This is a genomic window from Luteolibacter sp. AS25 (genome assembly GCF_046736275.1).
Taxonomy (GTDB): Bacteria; Verrucomicrobiota; Verrucomicrobiia; order Verrucomicrobiales; family Akkermansiaceae; genus Luteolibacter.
In genome coordinates this window covers 1,949,628-1,966,318 of record NZ_CP151837.1, presented here as the reverse complement: position 1 = coordinate 1,966,318, position 16,691 = coordinate 1,949,628, and the positions used below count along the sequence as shown (strand labels likewise).

The 16,691-nt window shown below is 49.5% G+C and carries 17 protein-coding genes; 1 reads left to right on the top strand and 16 read right to left on the bottom strand.

Translation table 11 applies throughout. The annotated features are described in order from the left end of the window. Positions 1-155: 155 nt before the first annotated feature. The 11 genes from AAGA79_RS09095 to AAGA79_RS09045 all read right to left on the bottom strand — a co-directional run bounded on the left by AAGA79_RS09095 (position 156) and on the right by AAGA79_RS09045 (position 9,208). Positions 156-866 (bottom strand): hypothetical protein, encoded by a 711-nt coding sequence (locus AAGA79_RS09095; protein WP_411825479.1) that lies wholly within the window; start codon positions 864-866, stop codon positions 156-158. A gap of 334 nt (positions 867-1,200) precedes the next feature. Further along, complete coding sequence (locus AAGA79_RS09090; RefSeq protein ID WP_411825478.1) at positions 1,201-1,701, bottom strand: hypothetical protein; 501 nt, start codon at positions 1,699-1,701, stop codon at positions 1,201-1,203. A gap of 551 nt (positions 1,702-2,252) precedes the next feature. Continuing rightward, entirely contained in the window at positions 2,253-2,813 is a 561-nt protein-coding gene (locus AAGA79_RS09085) for a hypothetical protein (protein ID WP_411825477.1), read from the bottom strand. A gap of 52 nt (positions 2,814-2,865) precedes the next feature. Continuing rightward, entirely contained in the window at positions 2,866-3,342 is a 477-nt protein-coding gene (locus AAGA79_RS09080; RefSeq protein ID WP_411825476.1) for a hypothetical protein, read from the bottom strand. A 1,235-nt stretch (positions 3,343-4,577) separates the two neighbouring features. Next, positions 4,578-4,982, bottom strand: a complete 405-nt coding sequence (locus AAGA79_RS09075) for a VOC family protein (protein ID WP_411825475.1) — start codon at positions 4,980-4,982, stop codon at positions 4,578-4,580. Positions 4,983-5,038: 56 nt separating this feature from the next. Then, positions 5,039-5,602 carry a DUF6714 family protein gene (locus tag AAGA79_RS09070; protein WP_411825474.1) on the bottom strand — a complete coding sequence of 188 codons (564 nt, stop codon included), beginning with the start codon at positions 5,600-5,602 and terminating at the stop codon, positions 5,039-5,041. A gap of 387 nt (positions 5,603-5,989) precedes the next feature. After that, positions 5,990-6,307 carry a hypothetical protein gene (locus AAGA79_RS09065; RefSeq protein WP_411825473.1) on the bottom strand — a complete coding sequence of 106 codons (318 nt, stop codon included), beginning with the start codon at positions 6,305-6,307 and terminating at the stop codon, positions 5,990-5,992. A gap of 314 nt (positions 6,308-6,621) precedes the next feature. Further along, positions 6,622-7,272 carry an SLATT domain-containing protein gene (locus AAGA79_RS09060; RefSeq protein WP_411825472.1) on the bottom strand — a complete coding sequence of 217 codons (651 nt, stop codon included), beginning with the start codon at positions 7,270-7,272 and terminating at the stop codon, positions 6,622-6,624. Between the two features lie 55 nt (positions 7,273-7,327). Next, positions 7,328-7,810 (bottom strand): hypothetical protein, encoded by a 483-nt coding sequence (locus AAGA79_RS09055; protein ID WP_411825466.1) that lies wholly within the window; start codon positions 7,808-7,810, stop codon positions 7,328-7,330. A gap of 113 nt (positions 7,811-7,923) precedes the next feature. After that, positions 7,924-8,292, bottom strand: a complete 369-nt coding sequence (locus AAGA79_RS09050) for a hypothetical protein (protein WP_411825471.1) — start codon at positions 8,290-8,292, stop codon at positions 7,924-7,926. Positions 8,293-8,866: 574 nt separating this feature from the next. Then, on the bottom strand, positions 8,867-9,208 hold the full coding sequence (locus AAGA79_RS09045) for a hypothetical protein (protein ID WP_411825470.1): 342 nt from the start codon (positions 9,206-9,208) through the stop codon (positions 8,867-8,869). Between the two features lie 639 nt (positions 9,209-9,847). Here AAGA79_RS09045 and AAGA79_RS09040 point away from each other — a divergent pair. Further along, the gene (locus AAGA79_RS09040; protein ID WP_411825469.1) at positions 9,848-10,348 is read left to right on the top strand and encodes a hypothetical protein; all 501 of its coding nucleotides are present in this window, start codon (positions 9,848-9,850) and stop codon (positions 10,346-10,348) included. 1,534 nt (positions 10,349-11,882) lie between these two features. Here AAGA79_RS09040 and AAGA79_RS09035 read toward each other — a convergent pair. The 5 genes from AAGA79_RS09035 to AAGA79_RS09015 form a co-directional block, all read right to left on the bottom strand. Further along, on the bottom strand, positions 11,883-12,365 hold the full coding sequence (locus tag AAGA79_RS09035; RefSeq protein WP_411825468.1) for a hypothetical protein: 483 nt from the start codon (positions 12,363-12,365) through the stop codon (positions 11,883-11,885). A 301-nt stretch (positions 12,366-12,666) separates the two neighbouring features. Continuing rightward, a complete protein-coding gene (locus AAGA79_RS09030; RefSeq protein WP_411825467.1) occupies positions 12,667-12,906 on the bottom strand; it encodes a hypothetical protein in 240 nt (79 codons plus the stop codon). A gap of 342 nt (positions 12,907-13,248) precedes the next feature. Then, positions 13,249-13,731, bottom strand: a complete 483-nt coding sequence (locus AAGA79_RS09025) for a hypothetical protein (RefSeq protein ID WP_411825466.1) — start codon at positions 13,729-13,731, stop codon at positions 13,249-13,251. 130 nt (positions 13,732-13,861) lie between these two features. Next, on the bottom strand, positions 13,862-14,161 hold the full coding sequence (locus AAGA79_RS09020) for a hypothetical protein (RefSeq protein ID WP_411825465.1): 300 nt from the start codon (positions 14,159-14,161) through the stop codon (positions 13,862-13,864). Positions 14,162-14,214: 53 nt separating this feature from the next. Beyond that, the gene (locus AAGA79_RS09015; RefSeq protein WP_411825464.1) at positions 14,215-15,156 is read right to left on the bottom strand and encodes a hypothetical protein; all 942 of its coding nucleotides are present in this window, start codon (positions 15,154-15,156) and stop codon (positions 14,215-14,217) included. Positions 15,157-16,691: the final 1,535 nt, after the last annotated feature.

Sequence of the window (16,691 nt, the reverse complement as noted above, 5' to 3'; positions counted from 1 at the left end):
CGACTCACTGTTCAGGAGTTGGTGCGCTCCAAATACGGCAAGCTGGAACAAGAACAACGAACCGCCGATGACGAATCCGTAAATGTTAGCACCAATCGAAAGGCTCATTTCTTGCAGAACGTCATAGGAACGGAGCGCCGGTTTAAAGCCCGAATTTAATCAGACGGCTTCCTCGGCGTCGCCATCTCCGCCTTGTTCTCCCTCTTTTTTGTTCTTACTGATATTGTCTCATTGTGGATTGGGTTCACAGTGATGCGAGAGTTCATGACCTTCTGTCGATCTTCGTGCGATGTCATCAATTCAAGTTCTGAGTCGTTGAGTGAGAAGAATGTAATCGTGAAGTTCTCCTTATCACCATCGACTTCTCCATATTCAAAAAGGGGCAGATAGTATGCACTATCGTCGATTAGGGGCTGCTTGTATGAGGCAACGACAGTAAATTCGTCCTGATCCGGCGGCTCGAATTCATAGCAGAAATCAATAATCATAGGCGTTTTTGATCCCTGATCCCCTTTATTATCCAACGGTGGTAATTCGCCATCCGGTATCCGTAGTACAACTCCTCGGAATACAACACTACTTCCTTCGCACTCGAGTCGCATACCTATGAGTGAATGTAGATCTTTCGAATTGTGGTCAGATGTAGGTGAAACAAACACTGGTACGTTCATGTAATACTTTTGCACGGCAGTTCCTATCTTGTGGTAGTTGACCGAACAGGAAACATTAGCGACGGAGTCAGAAATCGCGACAACGCAACTCTCTTGATTCTTTTGTAGTCTGTCCTCAATAACTATTGGGTTTGCATAGGCGATAGAGGATAACGCTATTATCATCCAAGTAGTTTGCATGATGATTTCTTTCATATTTTCTTGGTGAACGTAATAGCAATGGTGAGCCGTGGCGAGATCCGAATTGATGATAGGGGTGAAACGGCGTCACCATCTGCTACTTGTTAGCGAAGCGACGCCGTAAAGTATCCACACTATGGAAATACATAAGCAAAGAGCCGAAAGCGAAGCCACTGCATACGAACGAAGACTCGGCAGAACCCAGGCCAGTGGCAGAGAAGGGGAGAGCCAGATTAAGCTCTACGGATATAAGAATCATACACAAGCGAAGTTCACTTAAGTATGGCAAAGACTCCAGCCGCAACCCGCTAACGTTATAGGAACGGCGGCGCCGGGGTGAAGCTCAAATTTAATCAGAAGGCTTCCTCGGCGTCGCCATCTCCGACTTGTTAGGCTTCTTCCGATCTGTGATCGTAGGCTCGTCAAAATAGATTAGGGTTGTCTCATCCTTCTTCAAATACCGATCTAGGAAATCGTCGAAGGAATCAGCAACCTTCTCGATAGGGACGTCCGAAAAATGGTCAACCCACACAGAAGATCTGGAGTCAGTCTCGCGTCGAACTAGGTGAATATGAGAATGAATCATCCAGTCTGCAAATGGAACTCCATCACCAGAGTATCTGGCCGACTTGGTTATAATCTGGTCGATGTCCCAGCAAGACCACAGATCCTGATCCGTCTGGTATTCGGCCATTCCTCCCACGACCGCGTAGAACTCAACGAAGTCGGATGCGACGGCAAGACCTGCTGTCACAAATCGATTTGCGATGTCTGCAGAACCAGTTGGATTAGCTAGTCTTGCTCCGTCATTCACCCACCGGTTCCGAACCTTGTTGTAGAGGTCACTCACAAGTATTAATTTCTTTGCCTAACGTAATAGCAATGGTGCGCCGTGGCGAGATCCGAATTGAAGATAAGGGTGAAACGGCGTCACCATCTGCGACTTGTTAGCGAAGCGACGACGCAAAGTATCCAAACTACGGAAACGCATAAGCAAATAGCCGAAAGCTAAGCCACCGGATACGAACTGAGACTCGGCAGAACCCAGGCAAGTGTCAGAGGAGGGGAGAGCCAGATTAAACTCAGCGGACATAAGAATCAGCCACTAACAGAGTTCACTTTAGGATGAGCGAATACTCCAGCCACAACCCGCTAACGTAATAGCAATGGTGCGCCGTGGCGAGATCCGAATTGATGATAGGGGTGAAACGACGTCACCATCTGCGACTTGTTAGCGAAGCGACGACGTAAAGTATCCAAACTACGGAAATACGTAAGCAAATAGCCGGAACTAAAGCCACTGCCTACGAACGGAGACTCGGCAGAACCCAAGCCAGTGGCAGAGAGAAGGGGAGAGCCAGATTAAACTCAGCGGACATAAGAATCAGCCACTAACAGAGTTCACTTTAGGATGAGCGTAGACTCTAGCCCCAACCCGCTAACGTTAAAGGAATGGCGCGCCGGTGAAAAGCTCAAATTTGATCGGACGGCGGGTTCGGCGTCGCCATCTCCGCCTTGTTCTGCTTTCTTCGGTGCTTCGACTACTAGCCTACTCAGTATAACTGAGAATGCGACCGCGATCGCAAGTATCCCAACAATCGCGAGTGGAAATGTTGCTAAGATTGCGATACCCAGAACTAGCGAAATAATTATGATCAGGACGGTCGCGAGCACGTAAAGAATATTCCGCACTCTCTGGTTAGTCGATATGGCAGCGGCAAAACCAAGAACGAAATATAGCGCCAACGGTAGAATCAGCAGGATCGCAACTAATGTAGGATTACCTATCGCGTTACCGGTGGAGCCGTCCCCCCAGCTAGCCATGTTAGCGAAATACCAGAGGACGAGACCAAACGGAATGCACACCACTAACCCTCCCAGCGCAAATACCGCAGCGATTCCGAAATGCGGAGTAATTGTTTTAAGATTGGTCTGATCCACTTGCATGATCTTCTTTCCCATTTCTTGCAGAACGTCATAGGAGAGCCGCGCCGCGGTCAACTTCCAACTTTAATCAGACGGATTCCTCGGCGTCGGCTCCTCCGACTTGTTCGCCCATTTTGACTTTTCTTACCTCCTTCGCCTTTGCTTTGCTCTCAGCCAGCTTACGATTCACGCGCTCCATCTCAGGTGGGGTGGATTCACGCTGAGGAAATACTTCTGAACTCCAATACTCATGAAGTAAATCGCCAAACTCCTGATCGAAATCTGCCCGAAGAACGCCTGATATAAAAAGTGGAATTGCCCTCTCTCCTCGCCCAAAGAATGCGCCATTAACCCAACCCAAGCCATGTTGATCTTCAGGCAGTCGATTAAAAAACGTTCCGTCTTTGATCCCAGGTAATGCGTCGGTGATCTCAACAATCTCAGAGGGATTATATGGTCTGCAATTAGGAATATCGGGACACCGTCTCATCGCATCAATCAGCTCAAGAACCATTCCACGTATCTTCGACTGCAATTCGTCTATCGATTGGCGTGAATCTGGCAATGTTATAGTTTCTAGGCGAACGTCATAGGAATGGCGCGCCGGGGTCAAGCTCGAATTTAATCAGACGGCTTCCCCGGCGTCGCCATCTCCGACTTGTTCTGCTTCTTTGTTTCCGAATGATCATAGCTGCCCGCATTGTAGTATCCCTCAGAAGATGTTAATCTCTGTTGATCTTATTCTCGCCTTCTTCTCAAGTTGGTAGTCAGGAAATCCGCTTGGTCAATACGATTATGAATGGTATCGAGCTAAGAATAAGGCCGATCCACCCGAGAAATACTGGGCGCTCTCTTCTAATCAATCCAAAAGCAGAGAGGAAAAAGACAACGGGAGAGGTGACCATAATGACACCTATCACAGCAAACCCCTCATATCCGCTTGTCTGATCCTGTAAACGTCTCAGCTCGACCATTACATAAGTTGCCCAAATCACCGCAATAGCCATTATCACCAGACCGGATACGGACAGTATTGGGGGTCTTTTGGTCCTCATTGCGTCATCATTTCTTTGCAGAACGTCATAGGAATGGCGCGCCGGGGTCAAGCTCAAATTTAATCAGACGGCTTCCTCGGCGTCGCCATCTCCGACTTGTTCGCTTTCTTATGTTCACGGATGCGTCTGACGTGGGCTTTAAATTGACTGAATCTGGACTCCTTCCAGACAGAATCCCACCGACTCTCGTCGAATGGCCTTATCAGATCGGATCCAAGCTTTGGCCGAATCGAGTTAAGCCGTCGCAGAAATGCATTCTCTTGTGCAACACAGATCCGCTCGACTCGGACTCTATTGTCTTTCGTGGTAGCAATACCCCAGTGTCGAAGTCTTCCGTGAGTCGCTTCATGTACGATGACACCAGCGAAGAATGCTGCGTGTGTCTCGTCGTCACCAAAGCTAAGATCATACTCGAAATCCAAGATAGTCACACCAAGGGCGTGCTTGTACATCCCCGAACCCGGGCCGCACGGTAGCGACTGATCAGCCACGAATCGATTGAATCTCTCAACCCAACCGAAACGGCGCTCGTCCAATTCTCTGATGAGGTCGATCGCCCTAGAGCACACAGATACAAACTTCTCGGAGTCGCTTCTGAGTGAACGCAACTCAATTCCTTGGACGGTACCGACTTGGGTGTTCCACATCAGGCCAAGGTATCCTCTATCTAAAAGCCATTGCCATGCTCTCATTTCTTTAGCGAACGTCATAGGAGAGCCGCGCCGCGGTCAACTCCCGAATTTAATCAGACGGCGGGTTCGGCGTCGGCTCCTCCGCCTTGTTCTGCCTCTTCATTATCATCATGGGAAACGAGTTCTACCTTATGTCCGTCAGGATCGACAGCTACAGCCCTGCGTCCCCAAGGAGAATCTGCTGGTCTCGAAAGTATCGAGTGCTCTGCTGCGGCTAGCAAAGCCACGGTGCTGTCGCAGTGGTCTACTTCGAATCCGATACGCGTTCCAACAGTAGGGGGAAACTTGACTGTAGCGGGGTAAATCTCGAAAACGCTGTTCTCAGAACTGGCAGCATAATGCATCGGTCCATTGCCATGACTGTGCTTCTCAAATTCCAACCCGAGCAGCCGATAGAAGTCGGCCGAAGCCTCTATGTTACCGCTACGAATGACAGTTAGGTTTAGTCTTGCTGGCATGTCTGAGTTTCTTTGCAGAACGTCATAGGAATGGCGCGCCGGTGTAAAGCTCGAATTTAATCAGACGGCTTCCTCGGCGTCGCCATCTCCGACTTGTTATGCTTCTTTGTTTCGGTTGAATCAGGATCGACCTCACAGAAGGTATCCAATGTGAAATCAATCTTATGAACGTCTAGCCAGTTCCCAGGACGATCTTGCATAAACCTCAAATAGTCCATAACGACACTCCTCTGAGCCGTGGATAGCAGCGAATACTGCTCTCTCTTGAGGTCACACCAATTGGTGAATTCAAAAAGCATGTCGAACTTGTATTCGCCGTTGAGATCCGCGAGCAAATAGGCTGGAATGTGAAATCGCATTCCCTCTGCATCGAAGAAACTTAAGCTGCTATAGCAGTGATTGAGATCGTCAGACGTAATTCGTTCCCAACTGTCTTTTTCATCGTTCTCTCGATATCGCTGACAGACCTCTGCGCTATCGTGATCGTCAATCCCTTGCGCCTCATAAAGTCCGACACCTCCGCCCAGCGTGACGCCTTTAAACGCTGCGCGTATTCTTGAACGTAAATCACTGCTATCTGGCGCGGTCATTGTCGATTCGTCTGGCGGCGAAGTCTTCATTTTCTTGCATAACGTAATAGCAATGGTGCGCCGTGGCGAGATCCAAATTGATGATAGGGGTGAAACGGCGTCACCATCTGCGACTTGTTAGCGAAGCGCCGACGCAAAGTATCCAAACTACGGAAATACATAAGCACAGAGCCGGAACCAAATCCACCGGATACGATCGGAGACTCGGCAGAACCCAAGCCAGTGGCAGAGAAGGGGAGATCCAGATTAAACTCAGCGGACATAAGAATCAGCCACTAACAGAGTTCCCTTTAGGATGAGCGGAGACTCTAGCCACAACCCGCTAACGTCATAGGAATGGCGCGCCGGAAAATGCGCCTGAATTAATCAGACGGATTCCTCGGCGTCGCCATCTCCGCCTTGTTCGCTTTCTTCGTTTCATTCGTGTTTTGCAGGCTCCATTGCCCGTGCGCGACCTGAAGGTGTCACACGGTATTCAGCCCCAGCCGCCGTATAGTCCTTCGTTCGCTCCACGAAGTCCCATGATTCTAACTTATCAAGACTCCGCGCAACAATGTGGTTTTGGAGCCCCATCTCCCCAGCTACGCGGTGGGAGCCACAAGCGAAGTCGTGAACCACATAGCGGATCAAAACACTCAGATCCTGCCCATCAAGAGCAGGAGGCTCAGGCACGATGGGTTGATCGGCTTCACGTAGCCTTTTCAGTGTTCGATACCAGCACAGTAGTGCGAGCAAGAATAAGTTCAGAGTCACTGAAACCCAGAGGATACTACCTAGCGTTTTGTTTGCTGTGGATAGTCCTGACCTTAATAGCAACACTGGAATCGCCGCAGTCCATGATGCTCCTATGGCTGTGGCAAGCATCTTTCGTGCTCCCCCAACTCGGTTGGATAACCATTCCTCTCCTCTTAAAATCAAAAGCATGAACTCAAAATCTTCATTTAATAGCGAACGTCATAGGAATGGCGCGCCGGGGGGAAGCCCGAATTTAATCAGACGGCTTCCTCGGCGTCGCCATCTCCGCCTTGTTCTGCTTCTTCGTTGTATTTTTATGGTTGGCTGAAATCGGTGAAAAAGGCCAAAGATATCACCAGAAGACCAGGCACTATCGAGATAATCCAATACTTCAGAAAGTAGGTTATGAATCGCTTCTTAATGATCAGCTTCTCCTTCTCCGAACTGATTGAGAAATAATCCGTGTTCTGGGTCTGGAAAACACGAAAATCTAGGGGATCGTGATTCTCAGCGCTCTTCAGGATCAATTCATATTCTCGAGTTATCTCGTTGATAGCGGTGTTCCTCACCGCTAGGTCTTCTTGCTCCTTCGCTTGTCGAAGTCGATTGTATTGCTCCGCGACGTTGAGCGCGCATTCGTGCATTAGGTGCGCACGAAACTTGAAATCTCTAGATGACTCGATCAGAGAATATACGAGGATTAAGATTGAAAATGCTGCTGCCAAAAGACCTATCAACGCCTCTGGAACTGTGAGGAATTGCTGCAGAAACGCCGGGACGATGCTCAAGATGATCAAATAGGTTGTGACAAACGTTAGTGCCACCTTGGAATGAGAATCCATCTTCTCTAAGCGCTTTGCTGCGACGAATCGCGCTCCCTTCGTCGTCCAAAGCTTGTAGTTAAGCTCTTTTTCCCAACTGTTCTCTTCAAGGTAATCGTGAAGCTTATCTTTAGGGTCACTCATAAGCAATTATTTGCAGAACGTTAGAGGAATGGCGGCGCCGGGGTGAAGCTCAAATTTAATCAGACGGCTTCCTCGGCGTCGCCATCTCCGCCTTGTTCTGCTCCTTGTCTTTCTTTTTTTCGTTGGTCTGGTCGAACATCTTCCAAAAGCATTCTCGTAGAATCTTCTCAGTTTTTGGCAGCTTCCCCAGAACAGCACTCTGGCCCTTTAGTCGTATCTTGCCATCAACCAACGCGGCTTGCTGAACCTCAATCCCCCGCTGATATAAGACTGTAACAACATAAAGTTTGGACTCGATCTCAACTCCGCACAAAAAATCAAGTGTATCAAGCAGTCCAGGAGGCTTCTCGCCAACTTCGGTTAGCGTGTCTGTAAGGACACTCGCTTCAGGCTCCGCTACCCGCATCTCATTCTTGATTGAGTGTTCCCAATGCGCCTCGTTCTCCACTGCTCTGTCGATCTGGAAAACCGTTACCTCCTTAGCGGCTGTGGATAAGCAACTGGTCACCAGAAGAAAGGTCGTAATGAGGATCTTCATTTCTTTGCAGAACGTTATAGGAATGGCGGCGCCGGTGTAAACTTCCAATTTAATCAGACGGCTTCCTCGGCGTCGCCATCTCCGACTTGTTCTCCTTCTTTATATTGTGGCTGCTAGAGTGATTGAAGCCCAAACATGACCAAGTTGTGTCCCGAGCCGATGATCCAGACCAATACAAGTGCCGCCACGAAGCCCCCTCTCCATTTGGATCGTGCCGACATTACCAGGAAATAGCCCCCCAGTATCCAGAGCCCAAATGCGAACAGGGAAATGGATAATGCGGTGCTACTGAATTGCACTCCAGCATCTAGCGTATCGTAATAGATGTCTTTGGCAGTAACAATGGAGAGCTTCAGACTCAACGCCGTCCCGCCTAACAGTAGCGCGATTCCGCTAAACGCTCCGTACCCAGGATTTGTAATTGCTGCTAGCAACCCCGACGCAATCACGTAGATCGCGATGGTGTTTGCAGAAGTCTTCATTTATTGGAGAACGTTATAGGAGAGCCGCGCCGGTGTCGACCCCCAAATAAATCAGACGGCGGGTTCGGCGTCGGCTCCTCCGCCTTGTTCTGCTTTTTGGATCATTCTCTCCCTCAGAAAACACCGAAAAATAGTTCCCTCAACTCAAGCCAATGCCACTGCAAGCCCGACAATCCCATGCTTTCCCTTTAAGTCATTTCTGCCGCAAACCCGCAGCCTGAAATAGACATGGACGCTTCGGCGCAAATCAATCTAAAGGACATAGGAATCCGCACTCAACCAAAGCCAATGCAACCGCAAGCCCGACAATCCTGTGCTTTTCCATTAAGTCATTTCTGCCGCAAACCCTCAGCCTGAAATAGACAAGAACGCTTCGGTGCAAATCAATCTAAACGACATAAGAATCCGCACTCAACCAAAGCCACCTCGGAACGCGCAACTCATTTAATTGCAGAACGTCCTAGGAATGGCGCCGCCGGGGTCAACTCTCAATTTAATCAGACGGCTTCCTCGGCGTCGCCATCTCCGCCTTGTTCGCCTTGTTCGCCTTGTCTTTTGTAATTGAATAGATGTGCTAGATGGAGAGCTTCCAGTCGAATCCTTGAGCAAATATGACCAGGAATACGCATGAGATCAATAGAGCAGAAACCGAAAGCCCGACAAATATCCTTCTCATCATTACGGGTAATGATCCGTGTGGTGTCCACTGCCCTAGCAATGTCAATAAAATGCCGATTACCAAAAAGGGCATGGAGTAAATGATGAAGCCTGTTCTGAATCTTGGTGTCGCAAATAGTTGGCTCCAGAAGTCGGTCGATTGAGTTATGGTCGTGGCAATGATTAACGCAGCAAAATAGGCCAGTATTGTAATTCCGGCCATCGCCCAAACGGGAACTCTTCTTGCGATGCTCTTCATTTCTTTGGCGAACGTAATAGCAATGGTGCGCCGTGGCGAGAACCGAATTGATGATAGGGGTGAAACGGCGTCACCATCTGCGACTTGTTAGCGAAGCGACGCCGTAAAGTATCCAAACTACGGAAATACATAAGCAAAGAGCCGGAACCAAAGCGACTGGATACGAACGGAGACTCGGCAGAACCCAGGCCAGTGGCAGAGAAGAAAAGATCCAGATTAAACTCTGCGGACATAAGAATCAGCCACAACCAAAGTTCCCTTTAGGATGAGCGAAGACTCCAGCCACAACCCGCTAACGTAATAGCAATGGTGCGCCGTGGCGAGATCCGAATTGATGATAGGGGTGAAACGGCGTCACCATCTGCGACTTGTTAGCGAAGCGACGACGTAAAGTATCTAAACTACGGAAACACATAAGCACAGATCCGGAACTAAAGCCACTGCCTACGAACGGAGACTCGGCAGAACCCAGGCCAGTGGCAGAGAAGGGGAGAGCCAGATTAAACTCTGCGGATATAAGAATCAGCCACAACCAAAGTTCACTTGAGGATGAGCGAAGACTCCAGCCACAACCCGCTAACGCCGAAGGTGAACCGCGCGACAGGTAAGCGCACAACTGAAATTCAAGCTACTAAACATATGAACGATAAAAATAATCAAACCGGCAATATCGCGTCGGATTCTACCGGCTTGTTCTGTGTCTTCCACGGAGAAGGTGGATGGGACACTGAGCGGGAACATGCGAAAAAACATCTTAAAGTAGACCAGCGGTATAGAGTGAGATTCGTGGAAATGGGGCAGTCAGAAACCTCTCTCCACCTCGAAGGAGTGCCGTATAAATGGGGATCGGGCATGTTCGATGTGAATTTCGATAAGCTCCGAAAGATGGTTCCGAAAATAGGCGACACATACCACGACCCGGACGAGGGCGAATTTATCATCACGGGACTAGCTGTCGGCGGGGTGATAGCTAAGAGCGTAAGCGGACATATCGGAGAGCACTATGTGAGTTTTGAGCTGGAAGAATCGGAAGACGATGAAGACGAGTATTCTTCACAGAACGTAATAGCAATGGTGCGCCGTGGCGAGAACCGAATTGATGATAGGGGTGAAACGGCGTCACCATCTGCGACTTGTTAGCGAAGCGACGCCGTAAAGTATCCAAACTACGGAAACGCATAAGCAAATAGCCGAAAGCTAAGCCACCGGATACGAACTGAGACTCGGCAGAACCCAGGCCAGTGGCAGAGAAGGGGAGAGCCAGACTAAGTTCTGCGGACATAAGCATCAGCCACTAACAGAGTTCCCTTTAGGATGAGCGAAGACTCCAGCCACAACCCGCTAACGTCATAGGAATGGCGCGCCGGGGTCAAGCCCAAATTTAATCAGACGGCTTCCTCGGCGTCGCCATCTCCGACTTGTTCATCCTCTTCTATTCCGACTGACCCTACCAGCCCGAATCTAGGATAAACACGATAGAATCTAGCCGATCAACCCAAGCCAATGCCCGCGAACGAAGACTCTGCGGAACCTGAGCGAGTGCATACGAACGCAGACTCAGCGAAACCCGAGCCAATGCAAGCGAACGGAGACTCAGCAGAACCCAAGCCAATGCATACGAACGAAGACTCAACAAAACCCGAGCCGCGATCCGGAACTATATCGATATATTGCACCGGAAATTTCTTGATGAACGTTAAAGCAATAGTGCGTGGTGGCGAGTTACAAATTAATCAGACGGCTGATACCACGTCACTATCTGCGCCTTGTTCTATATTTTGCGGTTGCTCTAACCCTGTGGACCCAAGACGTGCGTGTTAGTGCCAAGCGACAACCCCAGCCAATGCAGGAGAACGGAAAGGCGCGCTCAACCAAAACTGACATAAGAATCCAGCCGGAACCCGAGCACAATGGGGGAGAACGGAGCGGCAGACGAGCATCTAACTGACACGAGAATCCCGCCGAAGAATTCAGCCTATGGACTGCACACATACGATCATTCTAACGCTCTCTCTGAGCATATAGAACGTAATAGCAATGGTGCGCCGTGGCGAGATCCGAATTAATGATAGGGGTGAAACGGCGTCACCATCTGCGACTTGTTAGCGAAGCGACGACGTAAAGTATCCATACTACGGAAATACCTAAGCACAGAGCCGAAAGCTAAGCCACTGCATACGGCGGAGACGCGGCAGAACCCAAGCCAGTGGCAGAGAAGGGGAGAGCCTGTGGACATAAGAATCAGCCACAACCATAATTCACCTTAGGATGGGCGAAGACTCCAGTCACAACCCGCTAACGTAATAGCAATGGTGCGCCGTGGCGAGATCCAAATTGATGATAGGGGTGAAACGGCGTCACCATCTGCGACTTGTTAGCGAAGCGCCGACGCAAAGTATCCAAACTACGGAAATACATAAGCACAGAGCCGGAACCAAATCCACCGGATACGATCGGAGACTCGGCAGAACCCAAGCCAGTGGCAGAGAAGGGGAGATCCAGATTAAACTCAGCGGACATAAGAATCAGCCACTAACAGAGTTCCCTTTAGGATGAGCGGAGACTCTAGCCACAACCCGCTAACGTCATAGGAATGGCGCGCCGGGGTCAAGATCCAATTTAATCAGACGGATTCCTCGGCGTCGCCATCTCCGCCTTGTTAGGCTTCTTGGATTCATTCTTCTAGGCGCTTCAACTTAGGAGCCAAAATCGATCGGTTCATCAGCACGATACGATGTTCTTCAGATCCATTGGCGAGCATGGAAACTAAATAATATTCGATTTGTCGGCGATCCTTAGCGGGGCATCTTAGTAACTGAACTGCCGTGACGATAAATGATTGAAGTGTGTCGTCTGGATTAACGTCCTTCATCGCGATCCCGATTGCTTCGATTGCAGTGACTGCCACCTCGCCATACTCAGATGTGGGTTCTGGAAGTGACATAAAGGTGTCTCTTCTAATGAAAAATTGGCGTTCGAACTTGAGTTGTTTGAGTTCCTTCGATGGTCGATTCTGCGCGAATGGTGGTAACGGTGCTGAATCCGGTATCGATACGGGTAGCCCACTATAAAGGAGAAGCTCCTCCGCTGATAGCGCTCCGCCTAGAAATATCGACATTGCCGCGCATAGAGTCAGGAACTTTTCGTTTAGGTTCATATAGTCAATGGATTTTATTGCCTAACGTTCTAGGAATGGCGCGCCGCTGGGAAGCTCAAATTTAATCAGACGGACTCCTCGGCGTCGCCATCTCCGCCTTGTTCGGCTTCTTTTGGCGTGCGGCTTGATTCAGTGCGAATCCAGCTGGAATGCATTGAGTGTTGCGACCGATCCAAGAATTTACAAATACGCTCGCGGTTAATTCTCTGATTATTGATCTCAAAGTCTGATCGTGCAAGAACCTCTGGGTGACTAGGATCAGCGCCACTGAGACCATAGTCAGACTGTCGTGACCAGTAATCTACGAAGGCGTCGCAGCTGTACCAATGAAGTAGACAATGGTCAAAAGGATCGCCATCGTTGGTTGATATAGCGCAACGCCGACCCACGTTCTCGCTAGACCGATGCCGCAATAATCTCGGTGATGGGCGTAGATACCTTGCCCATTGTCGGTGATCATAAATTCATTCCAGAGGCATGCTGCCAAGGCGACGCCATAGGGCTCCGTCGAAAGCTCGTCGAGATCAAGTGGTGTGGACAAGTGATGCATATCTCTGCCGAACGTAATAGCAATGGTGCGCCGTGGCGAGATCCGAATTGATGATAGGGGTGAAACGGCGTCACCATCTGCGACTTGTTAGCGAAGCGACGACGTAAAGTATCTAAACTACGGAAACACATAAGCACAGATCCGGAACTAAAGCCACTGCCTACGAACGGAGACTCGGCAGAACCCAGGCCAGTGGCAGAGAAGGGGAGAGCCAGATTAAACTCTGCGGATATAAGAATCAGCCACAACCAAAGTTCACTTGAGGATGAGCGAAGACTCCAGCCACAACCCGCTAACGTTAGAGGAATGGCGGCGCCGGGGTGAAGCTCAAATTTAATCAGACGGCTTCCTCGGCGTCGCCATCTCCGCCTTGTTCTGCTCCTTGTCTTTCTTTTTTTCGTTGGTCTGGTCGAACATCTTCCAAAAGCATTCTCGTAGAATCTTCTCAGTTTTTGGCAGCTTCCCCAGAACAGCACTCTGGCCCTTTAGTCGTATCTTGCCATCAACCAACGCGGCTTGCTGAACCTCAATCCCCCGCTGATATAAGACTGTAACAACATAAAGTTTGGACTCGATCTCAACTCCGCACAAAAAATCAAGTGTATCAAGCAGTCCAGGAGGCTTCTCGCCAACTTCGGTTAGCGTGTCTGTAAGGACACTCGCTTCAGGCTCCGCTACCCGCATCTCATTCTTGATTGAGTGTTCCCAATGCGCCTCGTTCTCCACTGCTCTGTCGATCTGGAAAACCGTTACCTCCTTAGCGGCTGTGGATAAGCAACTGGTCACCAGAAGAAAGGTCGTAATGAGGATCTTCATTTCTTTGCAGAACGTTATAGGAATGGCGCTCCGGTGAGAAGCCCGAATTTAATCAGACGGCTGGTTCGGAGTCGCCATCTCCGCCTTGTTCGATTTGTTTTTGTATTGGTTCTGGTGAGTATGAGAGCGGCTAAGCTGCAAAAAAACTGTGGATCTCCCCGCCATAATCTGTGTAAAGAACGCCCCAAAATGCCAATCCCGAAAGTAAGGAGAGAACAAATCCCGAGCCAAATTGAAGCGGGCGTCCTCTAAACAACATGACCAGAAGGCAGATCGTCGGAGTGACCACGCTCAGGACTATTCCGAGAAATATCATTAGCATGCCACTAATTTGAGCATCTCGCATGTTGTAGCCCAGTCGGCATATGTAGAAAGCAACGAGCAAGAAAACTGGCATCGCGCAGAATAGCAGTGCTATGGTCTTCTTCATTTCTTTAGCGAACGTCCTAGGAATGGCGCCGCCGGGGTCAACTCTCAATTTAATCAGACGGCTTCCTCGGCGTCGCCATCTCCGCCTTGTTCGCCTTGTCTTTTGTAATTGAATAGATGTGCTAGATGGAGAGCTTCCAGTCGAATCCTTGAGCAAATATGACCAGGAATACGCATGAGATCAATAGAGCAGAAACCGAAAGCCCGACAAATATCCTTCTCATCATTTCGGGTAATGATCCGTGTGGTGTCCACTGCCCTAGCAATGTCAATAAAATGCCGATTACCAAAAAGGGCATGGAGTAAATGATGAAGCCTGTTCTGAATCTTGGTGTCGCAAATAGTTGGCTCCAGAAGTCGGTCGATTGAGTTATGGTCGTGGCAATGATTAACGCAGCAAAATAGGCCAGTATTGTAATTCCGGCCATCGCCCAAACGGGAACTCTTCTTGCGATGCTCTTCATTTCTTTGGCTAACGTTAAAGGAATGGCGCGCCGGTGAAAAGCTCAAATTTGATCGGACGGCGGGTTCGGCGTCGCCATCTCCGCCTTGTTCTGCTTTCTTCGGTGCTTCGACTACTAGCCTACTCAGTATAACTGAGAATGCGACCGCGATCGCAAGTATCCCAACAATCGCGAGTGGAAATGTTGCTAAGATTGCGATACCCAGAACTAGCGAAATAATTATGATCAGGACGGTCGCGAGCACGTAAAGAATATTCCGCACTCTCTGGTTAGTCGATATGGCAGCGGCAAAACCAAGAACGAAATATAGCGCCAACGGTAGAATCAGCAGGATCGCAACTAATGTAGGATTACCTATCGCGTTACCGGTGGAGCCGTCCCCCCAGCTAGCCATGTTAGCGAAATACCAGAGGACGAGACCAAACGGAATGCACACCACTAACCCTCCCAGCGCAAATACCGCAGCGATTTCGAAATGCGGAGTAATTGTTTTAAGATTGGTCTGATCCACTTGCATGATCTTCTTTCCCATTTCTTGCAGAACGTTAAAGCAATAGTGCGTGGTGGCGAGTCGCAAATTAATCAGACGGTTGATACCACGTCACTATCTGCGACTTGTTAGCGAAGCGACGACGTAAAGTATTCAATCTACGTGAAACACATAAGCACAGAGCCGAAAGCTAAGCCACTGGATACGAACGGAGGCTCGGCAGAACCCAGGCCAGTGGCAGAGAAGGGGAGAGCCAGATTAAACTCTGCGGATATAAGAATCAGCCACAACCAAAGTTCCCTTTAGGATGAGCGAAGACTCCAGCCACAACCCGCTAACGTTAAAGGAATGGCGCGCCGGTGAAAAGCTTCGAATTAGATCAGACGGATTCCTCGGCGTCGCCATCTCCGGCTTGTTAGCCTGCTTTTTTTCGATTTGGTTTGGCTCCACAGGCCGCGCAAAATGACGCTTCGGGAGTCCGCAGAAGGTTCCCGCATTTCGAGCATTCTTCGCCCCACCCCGAAAGATGGTGGTGATAAAAGTTGGAAGGACTTCGCTCCCAATACCCAGACCATTGTTCCACTAGGTTGGATGAATCGAACGGAAGTGTATTGAGTGCTTCGTCAAGAGTGCAATTTGTCTCAGTCCGGTATTCTTTGATAATCTTAATGTCGGACGCTGCAAGAGGCTCAACGATTCGCCACTCGTCGTCTGTAAGCATCGGCACGTCGCGCTTACACTTCCAGCAGTAATAATTCTTAGGCATCCGAACGAAGAAATTTCTTTGGCTAACGTTAAAGCAATGGTGCGCCGTGGCGAGATCCGAATTGATGATAGGGGTGAAACGGCGTCACCATCTGCGACTTGTTAGCGAAGCGACGACGTAAGGTATCCAAACTACGGAAATACATAAGCACAGAGCCGAAAGCTGACCACTGCAGACGAACGGAGACTCGGCAGAGCCCGTGCCAGTGGCAGAGAAGGGGAGAGCCAGACTAAGCTCTGCGGATATAAGAATCAGCCACAACCCGCTAACGTAATAGCAATGGTGCGCCGTGGCGAGATCCGAATTGATGATATGGGTGAAACGGCGTCACCATCTGCGACTTGTTAGCGAAGCGACGCCGGAAAGTATCCAAACTACGGAAATACATAAGCAAATAGCCGGAAAGCTAAGCCACTGGATACGAACGGAGACTCGGCAGAACCCAGGTCAGTGGCAGAGAAGGGGAGAGCCAGATTAAACTCAGCGGACATAAGAATCAGCCACTAACAAAGTTCACTTTAAGATGAGCCGAGACTCCAGCCACAGCCTGCTAACGTTAAAGCAATAGTGCGTGGTGGCGAGTTACAAATTAATCAGACGGCTGATACCACGTCACTATCTGCGCCTTGTTCTATATTTTGCGGTTGCTCTAACCCTGTGGACCCAAGACGTGCGTGTTAGTGCCAAGCGACAACCCCAGCCAATGCAGGAGAACGGAAAGGCGCGCTCAACCAAAACTGACATAAGAATCCAGCCGGAACCCGAGCACAATGGGGGAGAACGGAGCGGCAGACGAGCATCTAACTGACAC

What these genes read in the sequence shown, in the direction of transcription:
- AAGA79_RS09070 (WP_411825474.1), bottom strand. Translation starts at nt 5,602, where the DNA reads ATGAAGACTTCGCCGCCAGACGAATCGACAATGACCGCGCCAGATAGC.
- AAGA79_RS09045 (WP_411825470.1), bottom strand. Translation starts at nt 9,208, where the DNA reads ATGAAGAGCATCGCAAGAAGAGTTCCCGTTTGGGCGATGGCCGGAATT.
- AAGA79_RS09050 (WP_411825471.1), bottom strand. Translation starts at nt 8,292, where the DNA reads ATGAAGACTTCTGCAAACACCATCGCGATCTACGTGATTGCGTCGGGG.
- AAGA79_RS09025 (WP_411825466.1), bottom strand. Translation starts at nt 13,731, where the DNA reads ATGAAGATCCTCATTACGACCTTTCTTCTGGTGACCAGTTGCTTATCC.
- AAGA79_RS09035 (WP_411825468.1), bottom strand. Translation starts at nt 12,365, where the DNA reads ATGAACCTAAACGAAAAGTTCCTGACTCTATGCGCGGCAATGTCGATA.
- AAGA79_RS09085 (WP_411825477.1), bottom strand. Translation starts at nt 2,813, where the DNA reads ATGGGAAAGAAGATCATGCAAGTGGATCAGACCAATCTTAAAACAATT.
- AAGA79_RS09095 (WP_411825479.1), bottom strand. Translation starts at nt 866, where the DNA reads ATGAAAGAAATCATCATGCAAACTACTTGGATGATAATAGCGTTATCC.
- AAGA79_RS09060 (WP_411825472.1), bottom strand. Translation starts at nt 7,272, where the DNA reads ATGAGTGACCCTAAAGATAAGCTTCACGATTACCTTGAAGAGAACAGT.
- AAGA79_RS09015 (WP_411825464.1), bottom strand. Translation starts at nt 15,156, where the DNA reads ATGGGAAAGAAGATCATGCAAGTGGATCAGACCAATCTTAAAACAATT.
- AAGA79_RS09040 (WP_411825469.1), top strand. Translation starts at nt 9,848, where the DNA reads ATGAACGATAAAAATAATCAAACCGGCAATATCGCGTCGGATTCTACC.
- AAGA79_RS09055 (WP_411825466.1), bottom strand. Translation starts at nt 7,810, where the DNA reads ATGAAGATCCTCATTACGACCTTTCTTCTGGTGACCAGTTGCTTATCC.
- AAGA79_RS09075 (WP_411825475.1), bottom strand. Translation starts at nt 4,982, where the DNA reads ATGCCAGCAAGACTAAACCTAACTGTCATTCGTAGCGGTAACATAGAG.
- AAGA79_RS09020 (WP_411825465.1), bottom strand. Translation starts at nt 14,161, where the DNA reads ATGAAGAAGACCATAGCACTGCTATTCTGCGCGATGCCAGTTTTCTTG.